This window comes from Parasphingorhabdus sp. JC815, from assembly GCF_040717415.1.
In the GTDB taxonomy this organism is placed as follows: Bacteria; Pseudomonadota; Alphaproteobacteria; order Sphingomonadales; family Sphingomonadaceae; genus Parasphingorhabdus.
Genome location: NZ_JBFEFM010000003.1, coordinates 231387 through 246154, shown reverse-complemented (window position 1 = coordinate 246154; position 14768 = coordinate 231387). Strand labels below are relative to the sequence as shown.

Sequence of the window (14768 nt, the reverse complement as noted above, 5' to 3'; positions counted from 1 at the left end):
TTATATTGCTTACATTTTATCGGCAGCACTGACGCCCATCAGCGCAAGACCGTTTTTAATCACCTGTCCTAAATATCTGGCTAAGAAAAGTCTCGCAGATGTCAATTCAGGATTATTGGCGATGATGATCCGCAACTCCGGCCGGTCATTACCCATGTTCCAATAAGCATGAAAAGCCGCCGACAAATCATTGAGATAAAAAGCAATTCTATGCGGCTCACGATTGACCGCTGCCGCTTCGACGATGCGGGGAAATTGTGCAGCCTGTTTGATAAGGTTCAGTTCTTCGGCCCCCAGCAAAGCCAGATGCTCGGCCGAGGGGTGGATATTATCTTCGGCTGCGCTTTTACGCAAAGTCGATTGAATCCGCGCATGGGCATATTGCACATAGAATACCGGATTGTCGCGTGAGGCTTCGGTCACTTTGACAAAGTCAAAATCCATTTGCGCGTCGGCCTTGCGCGTCAACATAGTGAAACGCACAGCGTCCTTGCCGACTTCCTTGACCATATCGGCGATGGTGACGAAATTGCCGGAGCGTTTGGACATTTTCTCCGGTTCGCCGTCGCGCAACAAGCGAACCATCTGGACCAGTTTTACGTCGAATTTGGTCTTGCCTTGCGTCAGCGCCGCTACCGCAGCTTTTATCCGCTTTACCGTGCCGGAATGGTCGGCGCCCCATATATCAATAAGCTCATCAGCGCTTTGTGCTTTTTGGAAATGATAGGCAAGATCACCGCCAAAATAAGTCCAGAGCCCATTGGATTTCTTGATCGGCCGGTCCTGGTCATCGCCAAATTGGGACGAACGGAACAGCGGCAGTTCCACCGCTTCCCAGTCATCAACCGTCTTGCCTTTGGGTTTTTCCAGAATACCGTCATAAACCAGATCGCGCGCGCGCAGCTCTGCCTCGGCCGCATCGGCCTTACCGGCTTCCAATAATTCCGCCTCGGATGAAAATACATCATGTTTAATGCCGAGCAGCGCCAGATCAGCGCGGATCATATCCATCATTCCTGCAACGGCGGCCTTGCGGAAGATGGGCAGCCATGTCTCAATCGGCGCATCTCGATATTGATCACCAAATTGCTGCGCCAAAGCCCAGCCGACCGGCTTCAGATAATCACCGGGATATAGGCCTTCGGGAATTGCCAGAATCGTTTCGCCCAATGCTTCACGATAGCGGATATGCGTGGATTCTGCGAGAATATCGACCTGTCCGCCCGCGTCATTGACATAATATTCACGGATTACTTTATAACCGATAAACTCCAGAAGATCAGCCAGCGCATCACCGACTACCGCCCCCCGGCAATGGCCCATATGCATGGGGCCAGTGGGATTGGCAGAAACATATTCGATATTGACAGTGATGCCCTGTCCCTTGGTCGAACGGCCATAATCCGCGCCAAGGGCTGCAATTTCTTTCAATTCCGCGATAAGAACTTCATCACTGACCCACATGTTGATGAAACCCGGGCCGGCAATTTCCGCAGCTTTTACATCGTCCAGTAATTTCAGCTTTTCGACGATTTTTTCCGCCAGATCGCGCGGCTTTTGCCCCGCTGCCTTGCAAAGAACCATCGCGGCATTGGTCGACAAATCACCATGGGAAGCGTCGCGCGGTGGCTCCAATGTGACATTTTTGCGATCCAGCTCGCCGGGCAAATCCCCGTCTACCACCAGCTCGTCCAGTGCCTTTTCAATATGCTGCTGAAAAATATGGAACAACATCATTTTTTCCGATTCATTTGATACTGGGTTTACAAGATACCGGGCTTGTCAGGATTTCCGGTTTATAAATCCCGCTCATAACGGCCTGGTCGAAAAATGCAAAGAAGCTGCCTTATCCATCCCCCGACAAGCAAAGGATGAAAGTGCGGACATGCTTCTAAACATGCTTTATTATGTCGCCCTTATCGGGTCGCGTTATATTCCAACTGTTTGGGGGTTAGCTGAAACCCGACCAAAAGCTCGAATGTTGACCGCGTCACCGCAGCCTTCACAGCGGGATCGGCCAGCGGGTCCAATGCAGCGTCGGGATCTCCGGGCTTTCTGCGGCGGGTAAGCCGTTCAACCACATCTTCGGGTAGCCGCGCCGCCGCCGCATCAACATAGGAACCGGCTTTAGCAGAAGTCGAAGCGCGATATTGCCCGTCAGCAAAAGTCAGCGTAACATCTTTCACCCGTTTGGAAACAACTGCGGTACCGCCTTGCACCACGGTTGCGAAATAGGGGAGCGTTACGGTTCGTGATCCTTCGGCGCGGGACCGTCTGGCATATATGTCGAATGTCGCCTCGGTATAAATCCGCGGGCCTTCACTGTTACAGGTGGAGCGGACATTGGTAATATTGGCCACAACATCAATTGCACTGGCATTTGTGCTACCAGCCGGATCAAAGACGGTGATATCGCCGGTATGGTCCGGAACAGCAACGGCCGGACAACCGGATCGCGTCACACTGACCCCTACGCCTGAACTAACATCAAGCGCGCCATCCTTGGCACAGCCTGCCAGTGCCAGAACCGTTACACCCGTCAATAACAGCTTTTTGAAATGCCCGTTGAATATCATGCTTCTTCCTTGCCTTTTGTCCTGTTCGACACAGATATAAACTGTATCCTTGTTCAGGGTATGGAAACCCTTATCTATGCCTTTAAGAGCGCGCAACCATCCATAGGATGAACAGACAGGCTTTTCGCCGCCTCCGTTTTTCACTAAGGCATTGATTATGACACACCAAGAATCAGAAAAACCCCGTATTCGCTTGCTTGTAGCCGCTCCGCGGGGCTTTTGCGCGGGCGTGGACAGGGCAATAAAAATTGTCGAACTGGCAATCAAAAAATATGGCCCGCCAGTCTATGTCCGTCACGAAATCGTCCATAACCGCTATGTTGTCGATGAACTGAAAAATAAAGGCGCGGTGTTTGTCGAGGAACTGGACGAAGTGCCCGACGGCGTGCCTGTCGTTTTCTCTGCCCATGGCGTTCCCAAAGCTGTGCCTCATAAGGCCGAGGAGCGGGGCCTTGATTATCTGGATGCTACATGCCCTCTGGTATCCAAAGTGCACCGTCAAGCCGAACGCCAGGTCGAGGCGGGCCGCCATATTATCTTTGTAGGTCATAAAAACCATCCCGAAGTGATCGGAACCTTTGGTCAGGTGGACGATGGCATGATGACTCTTGTTGAAACAGTGGATGATGTTGCGACGCTGGACCCGCCAGACCCGGACAAGCTGTCTTTCCTGACCCAAACCACGCTTTCGGTCGATGATACCAGAGCCATAATTGATGCGCTGAAAAAACGGTTTCCCACCATAGCTGCACCCAAAGGCGAGGATATTTGCTATGCCACATCCAACCGGCAGGATGCTGTCAAAGGCATCGCCAAATCCTGTGATCTTCTGTTGGTAATCGGTGCGCCCAACAGCTCTAACAGCCTGCGTCTGGTGGAAGTCGCCCAGCGCGAGGGGACAGAAGCCCATTTAATCCAGCGCGCAAACGAGATTGATTTTAGCTGGATGAAGGGTGTCAAAACACTGGGTTTAACAGCAGGCGCTTCCGCGCCCGAAATATTGGTGCGTGAAGTTATCGATCATCTGGGACAAGAATTTACTGTTGACGAAGAGACAGTTGAAACGGTTGAAGAACGCATGGTCTTTAAACTCCCTCGCGGACTTGAAGCAGCCTGATGGCGGTTTATACAAAGGTTAGTGCCGAAGAAATTGACGCGTTTCTAGGGCGGTTCGATGCAGGGAGTCTGGTCTCTGCCAAAGGCATTGCGGAGGGGGTAGAGAATAGTAATTACCTGATTGAAACCACGCAGGACCGCTTCATTCTGACCCTTTATGAAAAGCGGGTGGATCCGGGTGATCTGCCGTTTTTTATCGCGATGCTTGATCATCTGGCTGACAAAGGCTGCCCTGTGCCGCCAATGATCGCAGATAAGCAGGGCACGAAAATACATCAGTTAAACGGCAGATATGCCTGTCTGATCAAATTCCTGCCCGGCATTTCCGTTACCATGCCCACAGCAGCGCAGGCCAATGCAACGGGCCGCGCTTTGGGAGAGATGCACGATGCGTTGCAGGATTTTCCCTGCGAGCGGCCCAATAGCATGGACCATGATACATGGCGCAAGCTGGCAGTTGATTGCGGCCCCGATGAACTGGACGCTATTGCACCGGGCCTTCATGATCTGGTCGAAGCGGAGCTGGACTATCTTGATACGCATTGGCCGGATGAATTGCCCGTATCGGTCATCCATGCCGATTTGTTTCCGGACAATGTTCTGATGCTGGATGACAAGGTTACGGGCCTGATCGACTTTTATTTCTCCTGCACCGACATTCGCGCCTATGATGTTGCAATCACCCATGCTGCGTGGTGTTTCTCGGATGACGGCACGACATTTGATTCCGCTATTTCAGAGGCTTTGATCCGGGGGTATCTGGAGACATTCACCCTTAGCCCGGCAGCGCAAGCTGCATTGCCGGTTCTGGCACGCGGTGCGGCGTTACGGTTTTTGCTGACCCGCGCTTATGACTGGATCAATACACCAGCCGATGCGCTGGTGACGCGCAAAGATCCGATGGCATTTCTCAACCGCCTGCATTTTTATCAGGCGAATCCGGATGTTTTCACCCTATGACCGACCTTTCTTACGTTGAAATAGCCACGGACGGAGCGTGCAAGGGTAATCCCGGTCCGGGCGGATGGGGCGCATTGATACGCTTTGGCACCAAAGAGAAAGAAATTTCGGGCGGAGAGCCTGAAACCACCAACAACCGCATGGAACTGCGCGCAGCGATTGAAGCGCTCAATACCCTGAAACGGCCATGCAAGGTCAAACTGTCCATCGACAGCACTTATGTCAAAGACGGCATTACCAAATGGGTGTTCAACTGGCAGAAAAACGGCTGGCGCACGGCAGCCAAGAAACCAGTTAAAAATGCCGATTTATGGCAGGATCTGTTGGAAGCCGTTAAGCGCCACGATATCGAATGGCACTGGGTAAAGGGTCATGCCGGTGACGCCGATAACGAACGCGCCGACATGTTGGCCAGCGACGCGGCAATGAATATCGCAGCTAGAGCGTAACCCGTATCCCATCATTCCCGTAAAAGCCGGGAATATCGGTCGGTGTTTGATTTGAACACCCTTTCTAACAGGCTAATGGCCTAGCTATTATCTACGATTTCAGCGTCTGGACCATATTTGATGATGGAAGCAATCGCATTTTCGGCACTCGCTTTGCTTGAATAGCCTTCGGTAGAGAACATGATCTCGCTATTATATTTGAAACGAACCCGAAATTCGCTTTTTTTATCTTTATAAATCTCAAATGTATGCGCCATATTTTTACACTCCTCTTTAGGCCTTTTTAGGCATTTCCTGATCTGTAAGAGTCTCTATCGGACGAGTGATTCTTTGCGCTTTAGGCCGCGGAACGCAATGGCAGATTTGTAAAAAATTATTCAGCCCGCAAAACGCGCCGGAGCATATAAGCCGGCGTCCAGCGACCGCGCACAGGCTTCGCGTTCCATATCCAGAAAAAGCGATTTAGCCAGTTTCGCCGCAGCCGGAGCCGTTTGAATACCAAAGCCGCCCTGCCCCGCGAACCAGAAGAAATCGGCTTGCTGCGGGTCAAATCCATAAACCGGCAAACGATCCGGCGCAAAGCTACGCAGGCCCGCCCATTTACGGCTCACCGCCTCAACCTCTATATCAACGACGGAATGGAAACGCTCTATCGCTACGGCAACATCCCATTCCTCCGGAGCGGCATCGCCCGGCGTGACCGGCGTTTCATCATGCGGGCTAAGCCAGAAGCTGCCGCCTGCTTCGGGTTTGAAATAGAAACTGCCATCCAGAGCAACCACCAGCGGCATTTCCGGCGTTGATGGCGGGTTGGTACGCAGCTGCACCATCGTCCGCCGCATCGGTTGAATCTCTATGGGTGTGACACTGGCCATCCTGCCAATTTCTCCCGCCCATGCCCCTGCTGCATTGATAATTTTTTTCGCCCGGATGACATGGCCGCCAGCGGTTATTGTCCAAGCGCCGTCCACATGTTCAATCGTTTCCACCCGCGCTTTACAGGATAATGTCACCCCGCGCCGCTTGGCAGCGCGCAAATAGGCCATGTGTAAAGCCGCCACATCAATGTCGCAGCAATCCGGTTCATAAACCGCCTTGTCCCATCCCGCTTTCAGATTCGGTACGATCGCGGTGATCCTGTCCCGCTCCCATGGCGTCATGGTCACACCGCTTTCGGCAAATTCCGTCAAAAAACCACGCAGTAAATGGTCTTCTCCATCACGCATAATATTAACCGCCCCGCGCTTTGCCAGAAAACCGGTCGGGGAAAACTCTTTTGGCGGATCATTCAGAAAGTCAAAAGACGCCGTGGTCAACGGCTGGATCTGCGGCCCGCCATAGCTTTCGGTCCAGAATGCCGCCGACCGCCCGGTGGAATGATAACCGGGCTGATCTTCCGCCTCGAGCATGATTATAGAATATTGGTCAGAAACTGCAGAAGCAATTTCATAGGCGAAGCTCGCCCCTGCCATTCCGGCACCAATAATAGCGACATCATAGTTCATGATAAATCAATGCTCATGCAATGGTTTTTGCGGTGCTACCCTATCTAGAAATTCAAAGCTGGCCTGCAAGGCTGCATTTCGCACAGGGTTTGCTTCACGGTAGATTTCATGGGCGCTTTCGGGGCCGAACAGCTTCATTTCTGCATTGGGCATAAGGTGAACGGCGCGTTCTATGGTGGCATGATCCACCAGTTCATCAGCCGATGTTGCCAGCACCAATACAGGCGTATCCACCGCTTTCAGATTCTTTTTGTTCCGCAACTTACGCGCAGAAGCATAGGCTTGCTCTACCCAGCGCCAGCTTCCCGGTCCCAATCGCACAAAAGGCCGCTCTTTGAACCAGAAAAACTCATCCGAATAACGCGTTGCATCATGGGTCAACAAGCCCTGCCGCAGCACCTCCGGTTCCAGTGGCTTCTCGCTCACTTTCCAAGCGCGGCGGTTTCCCCGGCCAAATAGACACATTATCTTTGCGACCAGATGCGCTGTCCATTCCGGCATCCCGCCTCCTGCAAGAGCCAGCATAGGCGCTGATAATATCGCCGCATCAGAGTGGATACGTTGCTCTGCAAGCGCGCGCGCGACCAGATGGCCACCCATGCTGTGCCCAATGACAATATGCGGGCCGGGATAATCGCGCCGCCACTGCCGGTAAAAAGCGGTCAGATCATCCACCCAGATCGAAAAACTTTCGATATGCCCGACATGACGATGCGGCCCGCACCGGCCCGAACCACCCTGCCCGCGCCAATCCGGCGAAGTAATATTCCATCCAGCAGCATGAAAATCGTTAAATGTTTCAAGATATTTTTCGTAAAAATCCGCTCGTCCGGTCATAAACAATATCGAACCGCGTGCATTTTTATCCGGTTGCAACCAGTCTAGCTGACGGATCGCCCAGCCGTCAGGCGCATGCCAGACCAGTTCCTGCACTTCATCGGGAACCGACCGTCGATCAAAAATAGGCGGGTTCGGTCGGTTCAAAAACAGGCTCCGGTTTACATGGAAACATCCGGGGGGACATCACGCGAATCATCATGGTTACTATTTGGTAAGGCATTTTTATTAAAGCTGTTCCCGTGAACGGGGAACAACTCATCTACTTGCTCTGGGGCGGATTGGCAATTGCACTGATCGTTGCGGCGATTACGGATATCAAAAGCCGTCATATTTCCAACAAGCTCAACCTGGCTATTGCGCTGGGTGCGCCGCTTTTCTGGATAGCCAGTGACATGGCTTTCTGGCCCGACATGCTGTGGCAAATTGGCGTTGCGACACTCGTATTCGCTATATTTGCGGGGCTTTTTGCCATGGGCGTCATGGGTGGCGGCGATGTCAAACTGTTGGCCGCCATCGCATTGTGGCTTCACTGGCTAACCATGATCCAGTTGCTGGTGGTCATGTCAATCGCTGGCGGTGTGCTCACGCTGTTCATGATAACTGCCCATAAAGTCCGCAAAGAGCAAGGTCCGGTCAAGGTTCCCTATGGCGTCGCCATATCATTCGCGGGGCTTTGGATAATATACGAACGATATTTTAACCATTTTACTTGAAAGAGAAAATACGGCCATCGGATCGTTTCAATAAAATCGATTTCAGCAGGGCATTCAGGAGGCGTAAGACGTCATGGACAAGAAAAAACTCATATTGCTCATCGGGGCATTGGTAGTGGCAGCGGTCACGGCCCTGCTCGCCCGGAACATGTTCACCGGCGCTTCTGCGCCACAGGTGGAAGCGAAGAAGATAGAGGTTCAGGGTCAGGAAGTTCTGGTCGCTTCACGCGCTCTGCCGGTTGGCACAATCATCACACCCGATGCTTTCAGTTTTCAGCCATGGCCCGAAGAACTGGTCGAGGAAGCCTATTTCCAAAAAGAAGGCACAGATATTGAAGCGTTGAACGGAACGGTTGTACGCATCGCCATCACCGCTGGCCAGCCACTTACCAAAGGTGCCATTGTCAGCCCCGGTGATCGCGGATTTCTGGCGGCGGCGCTCGGCCCCGGCATGCGCGCTGTTACTATTCCGGTGTCCAGCCTGACGGGTGTGGCCGGCTTCGTATTTCCCGGTGACCGCATTGACCTGATGCTGACACAGTCCATCAAGGGTGACGGTCCAGAGTTGAAAGTATCGGAAACGGTAATTCGCAACCTTCGGGTTCTGGCTACCGACAACCGCGTTACACAGACAAAGGATGACGACGGGCAAACTATTGCGAAAACGGCTAAGTTAGTGACGCTGGAGGCGACACCGAAAATGGCTGAAAAAATCGCTGTAGCCCAGACATTGGGAACATTAAGCCTGTCTTTGCGGTCGCTGACCGATAGTGCGGCTGAACTTGAAGAAGCCATTGCTTCAGGCGAAATCAGACTGCCCGAAACCGATGACCCGGCCGAAGAAGCAGCAATGCTAAAAACGCTTGCCGCTCGTCCCAATTCCAGAAAATCCACCTATTCAACCGGCGGTGAAGTGTCTCGTTTTGAAACACGCACCCCGCCACCGCTGGCCAAGGAAGAAACGCCCGAAGGGCCAAAAGTCCGGGTCGCACGCGGTAATGACGTCACCGACGTCAAGTTTGGAGACAAATAATGTCCACACAAACAGTAATTTCTGCCAAAAAAGTGGCACTATCTACCATCGCTGCCGTGCTTGCGCTTGCTGCAACCCCTGGAGCGCCGATCAATGCCCAATCGGCCAATGTCACTGCGCCCCAGTCACGGATCTCGCTTGCTGTGGGCAGTGGTAAATTGATTACGGTTCCTGCGCCGATTGAAGATATTTTCATTGCCAATGATGAGATTGCCGACGTGCAGGTGCGATCACCCCGGCAAGTCTATATCTTTGGTAAAACCGGCGGCCAGACCAGCTTTTATGCGACCAGCCGATCCGGCAAAGTCGTCTATTCCGCAGAAATTTCTGTTGATGCCGAAATATCATCCGTCAACCAGATGCTGCGACTGGCGATGCCGGATGCAAAAATAGCGGTAAGCACGACCAATAATTTTGTCTTGTTGACCGGCACTATTGCCGATCCGGATGATGCCGAGGAGGCCGAAAATCTGGTTCAGGCCTATGTCGGTGAAGACACACGGGTTGTCAGCCGCCTTAAAACCGCGACACCGATGCAGGTAAATCTAAAAGTCCGTTTCGCTGAGGTCAGCCGCTCGCTAGCCAAAAATATTAACGGCAATATTATGACCCGCGATACCACTGGCGGCTTTAAATTTGGCGTTGCCCGCGGACGGAATTTCGGCTCGATCACGGATTTTGACACGAGCGGGTTTCCGGTACTCGATGCATCCAATATATTTGGCTTGCCTGCTGGCTCTGTCTCCCTGCCATTTAATACGAAGACCGGACAGTTTGTCGGTATGGGCGGAACCACATTCAACACCAACCAGGCCGTAGGTCTGGACACTATAACAGCGGCCGGACGACTTTTCGGCCTTGATATTTCGACAGCATTGGACGTTTCGGAGCGGGTTGGCTTGGCGACGACATTGGCCTCTCCCAATCTGACTACAATTTCCGGTGAAACCGCGACTTTCCTTGCGGGCGGACGTTTCCCTATACCGATGTCGTCGGGACTGGGTGAAATCAGTGTGACCTATCAGGAATTTGGTGTCAGCCTGTCTTATACTCCTACTGTTCTATCCAATGGCCGCATTTCGATACGGGTCAAGCCCAGCGTTTCGGAAATCTCGTCCAATGGCGCAGTCAGGCTGAATAACTTTGAGATACCGGCCATCACGACCCGCGAAGCAGAAACCACGGTCGAGCTTGGCTCTGGCGAGAGTTTCATGATCGCCGGCTTGATGCAAAATAACTATAACTCAACAATCGACAAGACACCGGGTCTGGGTGACGTGCCGGTTCTGGGCAATTTGTTCAAATCGGATGGCTATCGGAAAAATGAAACCGAGCTGATGATCGTGGTTACGCCCTATCTGGTCAAACCGGTGAATGACAGTGATATTGTCCTGCCGACAGATGGCTTCAAACAGGCCAATGACTTTGAACGGGTCATTATGAACCGGCACAGCTCGACAGGCACCGGCGATCGTCCGAAACCCTCGGTTGCTCCGCCGGTTGGAACCGGCCCTGCGCTGGGCAGCATGTCCGCGCCTGCCAAGAATAAGTCTGCCGGTAAATCAAACGGTGCTGCCCCCGGTTTCAGCTTCGACAAATAGTCCGTTTCAGGAGAAAACATCATGCGTTTTGTTTCTATAGCACTTGTATCAGCACTCGGACTTTCGCTTACCGCATGCGGTAGCACGACGGCCAATCGCAGCGTGAACAGCGAACGGCAACCGGTCGTCACCCGCTCCCATTTCGTTCTTGATGTCAATACCACAGGAACAGGTTCTCTTCCCGATGGCGAGTTTCGCCGCCTAGCCGGATGGTTTGATGCACTGGAACTAGGATATGGTGATCGCGTCGCCATTGATGACCCCGGCCATGGTGCCGGCCCCTCAGCCCGTAGCGCGGTCGAAACATTGGTGGCACAAAAAGGCCTGCTGGTCAGCGAAACTGCTCCTGTAACCCAGGGCCATATTCCTTCTGGCGCAATGCGTATCGTCGTTTCACGTTCCACCGCAGCCGTACCGGGCTGCCCCGACTGGAGCAACCGCAGCCACACCGATTTTCAGGCCCGCACGAGCGAGAATTACGGATGCGGAGTCAACAGCACAATGGCGGCGATGATTGCCGATCCCGAAGATCTGGTGCGCGGTCAAACCCGTGACGGAGAAGACCAGGCGGAGGCATCAAAAGCCATTCGCGCCTATCGTGATAAAGCCAAAAAAGCTGGAGGCCTATAATGAACGCTCCCTGGAAAGCCGGCGCAGTTAACGGACGTGATCCGTTCTCCGCCTTTGTCTGTGATGATGATACACTCGACATGCTGCGCCCGGTTATCGAAGAAATGGGCTGGCCAACGGACAAATGCCACAAGGGCGGTCTTCGCGGTGCTGTGCAATCATTGTCCATTACCGCTAGTCCGAATATCCTGATGGTTGATCTGTCGGAATCCGGTGATCCGCTTTCCGATATTAATGCTCTCGCCGAAGTGTGCGAACCCGGCACAGTGGTTATCGCCATGGGACAGGTTAACGATGTCCGTCTTTACCGGGATTTGATTGTCAGCGGACTTCAGGACTATCTGTTGAAACCGTTTAGTCCCGAACAATTGCGGGACGTATTGAGCCACGCGCAAGCCACGCTCAATGCTCCGAAATTGGACGAGCATATCAGTGAAAAGCCCCATATCTCCACCGCTGTTATCGGCACGCGCGGAGGGGTCGGGACGTCAACCATTGCGACATCTTTGGCGTGGCTGTTAAGCACGAACAATGAGCGCCTGACTGCTATGCTTGACCTTGATGTCCATTTTGGCACAGGCGCGCTCTCGCTTGATCTGGAACCGGGTCGCGGCCTGACCGACGCGATTGACAATCCCAGCCGGATTGACGGCCTGTTCATCGAACGCGCCATGATTAAAGCGAATGACAAGCTGTCGCTGCTTTCCGCAGAAGCCCCCATCGGCTCACCGATGATGACGGATGGAACAGCTTTTTTCCAATTGCAGGAAGAGTTCCGCGCTGCATTTGAATGTACAGTGATCGACCTGCCCCGCGATATGTTGATCAACTATCCGCATCTTTTGGGTGACGTCAACGCGACTGTGATTGTCACCGAATTGACATTGGCATCTGCGCGTGATGCCATTCGCTTGCTTTCATGGCTCAAATCAAATGCCGCGCAAAGCAAAGTCATTGTTGTTGCCAATAAAGTGCAATCAGGCAGCTTGGAAATTACCCGTCAGGACTTTGAAAATTCCATCGAGCGCAAGATCGACATCATGATCCCGTCGGACCCGAAAGCGGCGGCTCACGCAGCCAAACTGGGACAAGCCTTTGTCGAAGCGAGTAAGGCGAGCAAGGCGACCAGCAAGATTATTTCTTTGTCGGACCAGATACTCGGAACGGTCGAAGGTGCAAACGGGGAAGACATTGGCGAAGACCAAGCCAAATCAAGCCTGATGGACAAGTTCGGCGGAATGAAATCGCTGCTCTCGTCAAAGAAAAAGAAAGAGAGCGAGACAGCCAGGTCGTGAACCAGCGTGACTTCCTCTTGAATAGGCAAGGATGCACATAATGGATATGATGCAGACAACCATATTGGGCACAGGAGTATTGCTTTTCCTGATCCTCGTCATATTAGCATTTGCTGGCCCTTCCGGGGCGGCAGCAAAGGCGAAACGGCTAGATAAAGTGCGCTTCCGCCATTCGGAAAGCACCAATGCCAAAATGGAAGCACAGATTAAAAAGGTCGTCAGCGCACGCAAGAAAAACCACCGGCCTGCCGGCGCAAATATATCCCGGCTCGATACGCTGGCCATACGTTTGGACCGCACAGGTTATACATGGTCAATAGCGCAATTTTTCTATGTCTGCGGCGGTTTATTTGCGATTGTTGCGGCTGCGCTTTTGCTGAAGGGCGCACCGCTGATGCTCTGTTTGTTCGGCGGCGCGGCAATCGGTCTTGGTTTACCCCATATGATTGTCAGTTTCCTGATCGGCAAACGGGTAAACAAATTTACTGCCTCTTTTCCCGATGCCATCGAACTGTTGGTTCGCGGGCTTCGTTCCGGTTTGCCCGTTACCGAAACAATCGGCGTCGTTGCCAGGGAAATTGACGGCCCGGTTGGCGAGGAATTTACCAAGGTTGTTGACCGGATTAAAATTGGCCGGACAATGGAAGATGCACTGGGCGAAAGTGCTAAGCGGCTAGACACTCCGGAATTCAAGTTTTTCTGCATCACTTTGGCTATTCAACGCGAAACCGGCGGCAACCTTGCCGAAACATTGGCGAACCTTGCCGATGTGCTGCGTAAACGCAGCCAGATGAAACTCAAAATCAAGGCCATGTCTTCTGAATCCAAGGCCTCCGCTTATATTGTCGGTTCTTTGCCGTTCATTGTTTTCGGATTGGTTTATTCGGTAAATCCTGAATATCTCAGCGGATTTTTCACTGAAGAGCGGCTGATTATCGCTGGCCTTGGCGGTTTGACATGGATGAGCATCGGCGTGTTCATCATGGCCAAAATGGTCAACTTCGAGATTTAGGGGGAAGGTATAAGGCAATGCCCGATAGCGGTCCAACATTAATGGGAATCGATGTCCTCTGGGTGGCAACGCTATTGGTTGTTGTTGCCACCTTGGCCACCGTCTTTGCCATATATGCAGCCATAACCGTCCGTGATCCCATGGCCAAGCGCGTCAAATCGCTTAACGCTCGGCGGGAACAGCTAAAAGCCGGTATTACTGCCTCCACCACAAAAAAACGCGCCAAACTTGTTCAGCAGAACGAGACAACCGACCGTATGCGCGGCATGCTATCCTCCCTTAAAGTATTGCAAGACGACCAGTTAAAAGAATCGCAGCAGAGACTGGCACAAGCCGGTATTCGTTCAAAAGACTGGGTCTATGCCGTTATTTTCAGCCGCCTCGTGCTGCCGATAATATTGGGCGGTGGCACCGCGCTGCTGGTATATGGTTTTGATTATTTTCCTGACTGGTCACCGATCAAAAGATTTGGTGCTTTTGCCGGAGCGACAATTATCGGATATAAAGCGGCGGATATTTACCTGAACAACATGGTTGCCAAGCGCACCGATCTGATCCGTAAGGGCCTGCCCGATGCGATTGACCTGCTGGTCATTTGTGCAGAGGCCGGCTTGACGGTTGATAGCGCATTTGCCCGCGTGGCACGGGAATTGGGTGATGCCTACCCCGAACTGGCTGACGAGTTTTCACTCACTTCGATCGAGCTAGGGTTTCTGACCGAACGGCGTCAGGCTTTTGAAAATCTGGCGTATCGTGTTGCGCTGGAACATGTCAAAGGCGTGGTTACAACCATGATCCAGACCGAAAAATACGGTACACCGCTTGCCTCTGCCTTGCGGGTGCTGTCGGCTGAGTTCCGTAATGACCGGATGATGCGCGCCGAAGAAAAAGCCGCGCGCCTGCCCGCGATTATGACAATCCCGCTTATCCTGTTCATTCTGCCGACGCTGTTTATCGTGATCCTTGGCCCGGCAGCCTGTTCCATATCGGATTCGATGATGTAAAGCGGGCTATCCGGCCAAAGAATAAAAAGGGAGC

Annotated in this window: 15 protein-coding genes; 10 read left to right on the top strand and 5 right to left on the bottom strand. The window is 52.7% G+C overall.

Going from position 1 to position 14768, the window contains the following annotated elements:
- Positions 1–9: 9 nt before the first annotated feature.
- Both argS and AB1K62_RS09195 read right to left on the bottom strand, forming a co-directional pair.
- Complete coding sequence (gene argS, locus AB1K62_RS09200) at positions 10–1737, bottom strand: arginine--tRNA ligase (protein WP_367003184.1); 1728 nt, start codon at positions 1735–1737, stop codon at positions 10–12.
- Between the two features lie 179 nt (positions 1738–1916).
- A complete protein-coding gene (locus AB1K62_RS09195) occupies positions 1917–2576 on the bottom strand; it encodes a hypothetical protein (protein WP_367003183.1) in 660 nt (219 codons plus the stop codon).
- Between the two features lie 157 nt (positions 2577–2733).
- On the opposite strand from AB1K62_RS09195, the gene ispH reads away from it, so the two are divergent.
- From ispH to rnhA, 3 genes are read left to right on the top strand one after another with little or no spacing between them, the layout of a single operon-like run.
- Positions 2734–3693 carry a 4-hydroxy-3-methylbut-2-enyl diphosphate reductase gene (gene ispH / locus AB1K62_RS09190; protein WP_367003181.1) on the top strand — a complete coding sequence of 320 codons (960 nt, stop codon included), beginning with the start codon at positions 2734–2736 and terminating at the stop codon, positions 3691–3693.
- Positions 3693–4652, top strand: a complete 960-nt coding sequence (gene thrB, locus AB1K62_RS09185; RefSeq protein ID WP_367003180.1) for a homoserine kinase — start codon at positions 3693–3695, stop codon at positions 4650–4652. The genes ispH and thrB overlap by 1 nt, the downstream gene beginning before the upstream one ends.
- A complete protein-coding gene (gene rnhA, locus AB1K62_RS09180) occupies positions 4649–5101 on the top strand; it encodes a ribonuclease HI (RefSeq protein ID WP_367003179.1) in 453 nt (150 codons plus the stop codon). Before thrB ends, rnhA begins: the two co-directional genes overlap by 4 nt.
- Before the next feature lie 80 nt (positions 5102–5181).
- Here rnhA and AB1K62_RS09175 read toward each other — a convergent pair whose 3' ends face one another.
- The 3 genes from AB1K62_RS09175 to AB1K62_RS09165 form a co-directional block, all read right to left on the bottom strand.
- Entirely contained in the window at positions 5182–5358 is a 177-nt protein-coding gene (locus AB1K62_RS09175) for a DUF1508 domain-containing protein (protein ID WP_367003177.1), read from the bottom strand.
- A gap of 120 nt (positions 5359–5478) precedes the next feature.
- Complete coding sequence (locus AB1K62_RS09170) at positions 5479–6606, bottom strand: FAD-dependent oxidoreductase (protein ID WP_367003175.1); 1128 nt, start codon at positions 6604–6606, stop codon at positions 5479–5481.
- A gap of 6 nt (positions 6607–6612) precedes the next feature.
- Positions 6613–7590 carry an alpha/beta hydrolase gene (locus AB1K62_RS09165; protein WP_367003173.1) on the bottom strand — a complete coding sequence of 326 codons (978 nt, stop codon included), beginning with the start codon at positions 7588–7590 and terminating at the stop codon, positions 6613–6615.
- Between the two features lie 95 nt (positions 7591–7685).
- Between AB1K62_RS09165 and AB1K62_RS09160 the strand changes: the two genes are divergently transcribed.
- The 7 genes from AB1K62_RS09160 (at position 7686) to AB1K62_RS09130 (ending at position 14734) form a co-directional block, all read left to right on the top strand.
- Positions 7686–8159 carry a prepilin peptidase gene (locus tag AB1K62_RS09160; protein ID WP_367003172.1) on the top strand — a complete coding sequence of 158 codons (474 nt, stop codon included), beginning with the start codon at positions 7686–7688 and terminating at the stop codon, positions 8157–8159.
- Positions 8160–8232: 73 nt separating this feature from the next.
- Positions 8233–9192, top strand: a complete 960-nt coding sequence (gene cpaB, locus AB1K62_RS09155; protein WP_367003171.1) for a Flp pilus assembly protein CpaB — start codon at positions 8233–8235, stop codon at positions 9190–9192.
- Positions 9192–10793 (top strand): type II and III secretion system protein family protein, encoded by a 1602-nt coding sequence (locus AB1K62_RS09150; protein ID WP_367003168.1) that lies wholly within the window; start codon positions 9192–9194, stop codon positions 10791–10793. Before cpaB ends, AB1K62_RS09150 begins: the two co-directional genes overlap by 1 nt.
- Before the next feature lie 21 nt (positions 10794–10814).
- Entirely contained in the window at positions 10815–11423 is a 609-nt protein-coding gene (locus tag AB1K62_RS09145) for a CpaD family pilus assembly protein (RefSeq protein ID WP_367003166.1), read from the top strand.
- Positions 11423–12718 (top strand): pilus assembly protein CpaE, encoded by a 1296-nt coding sequence (locus tag AB1K62_RS09140; RefSeq protein WP_367003163.1) that lies wholly within the window; start codon positions 11423–11425, stop codon positions 12716–12718. The genes AB1K62_RS09145 and AB1K62_RS09140 overlap by 1 nt, the downstream gene beginning before the upstream one ends.
- 40 nt (positions 12719–12758) lie before the next feature.
- Positions 12759–13730 (top strand): type II secretion system F family protein, encoded by a 972-nt coding sequence (locus AB1K62_RS09135; RefSeq protein WP_367003161.1) that lies wholly within the window; start codon positions 12759–12761, stop codon positions 13728–13730.
- Positions 13731–13747: 17 nt separating this feature from the next.
- On the top strand, positions 13748–14734 hold the full coding sequence (locus AB1K62_RS09130) for a type II secretion system F family protein (protein ID WP_367003158.1): 987 nt from the start codon (positions 13748–13750) through the stop codon (positions 14732–14734).
- The last annotated feature ends 34 nt before the right edge of the window (positions 14735–14768 follow it).

Bases quoted from the DNA above. Each gene is read 5' to 3' on its own strand.
- rnhA (WP_367003179.1), top strand. From the start codon at position 4,649: ATGACCGACCTTTCTTACGTTGAAATAGCCACGGACGGAGCGTGCAAG.
- AB1K62_RS09195 (WP_367003183.1), bottom strand. From the start codon at position 2,576: ATGATATTCAACGGGCATTTCAAAAAGCTGTTATTGACGGGTGTAACG.
- AB1K62_RS09145 (WP_367003166.1), top strand. From the start codon at position 10,815: ATGCGTTTTGTTTCTATAGCACTTGTATCAGCACTCGGACTTTCGCTT.
- AB1K62_RS09135 (WP_367003161.1), top strand. From the start codon at position 12,759: ATGGATATGATGCAGACAACCATATTGGGCACAGGAGTATTGCTTTTC.
- AB1K62_RS09150 (WP_367003168.1), top strand. From the start codon at position 9,192: ATGTCCACACAAACAGTAATTTCTGCCAAAAAAGTGGCACTATCTACC.
- argS (WP_367003184.1), bottom strand. From the start codon at position 1,737: ATGATGTTGTTCCATATTTTTCAGCAGCATATTGAAAAGGCACTGGAC.
- cpaB (WP_367003171.1), top strand. From the start codon at position 8,233: ATGGACAAGAAAAAACTCATATTGCTCATCGGGGCATTGGTAGTGGCA.
- thrB (WP_367003180.1), top strand. From the start codon at position 3,693: ATGGCGGTTTATACAAAGGTTAGTGCCGAAGAAATTGACGCGTTTCTA.
- AB1K62_RS09130 (WP_367003158.1), top strand. From the start codon at position 13,748: ATGCCCGATAGCGGTCCAACATTAATGGGAATCGATGTCCTCTGGGTG.
- ispH (WP_367003181.1), top strand. From the start codon at position 2,734: ATGACACACCAAGAATCAGAAAAACCCCGTATTCGCTTGCTTGTAGCC.
- AB1K62_RS09140 (WP_367003163.1), top strand. From the start codon at position 11,423: ATGAACGCTCCCTGGAAAGCCGGCGCAGTTAACGGACGTGATCCGTTC.
- AB1K62_RS09175 (WP_367003177.1), bottom strand. From the start codon at position 5,358: ATGGCGCATACATTTGAGATTTATAAAGATAAAAAAAGCGAATTTCGG.
- AB1K62_RS09170 (WP_367003175.1), bottom strand. From the start codon at position 6,606: ATGAACTATGATGTCGCTATTATTGGTGCCGGAATGGCAGGGGCGAGC.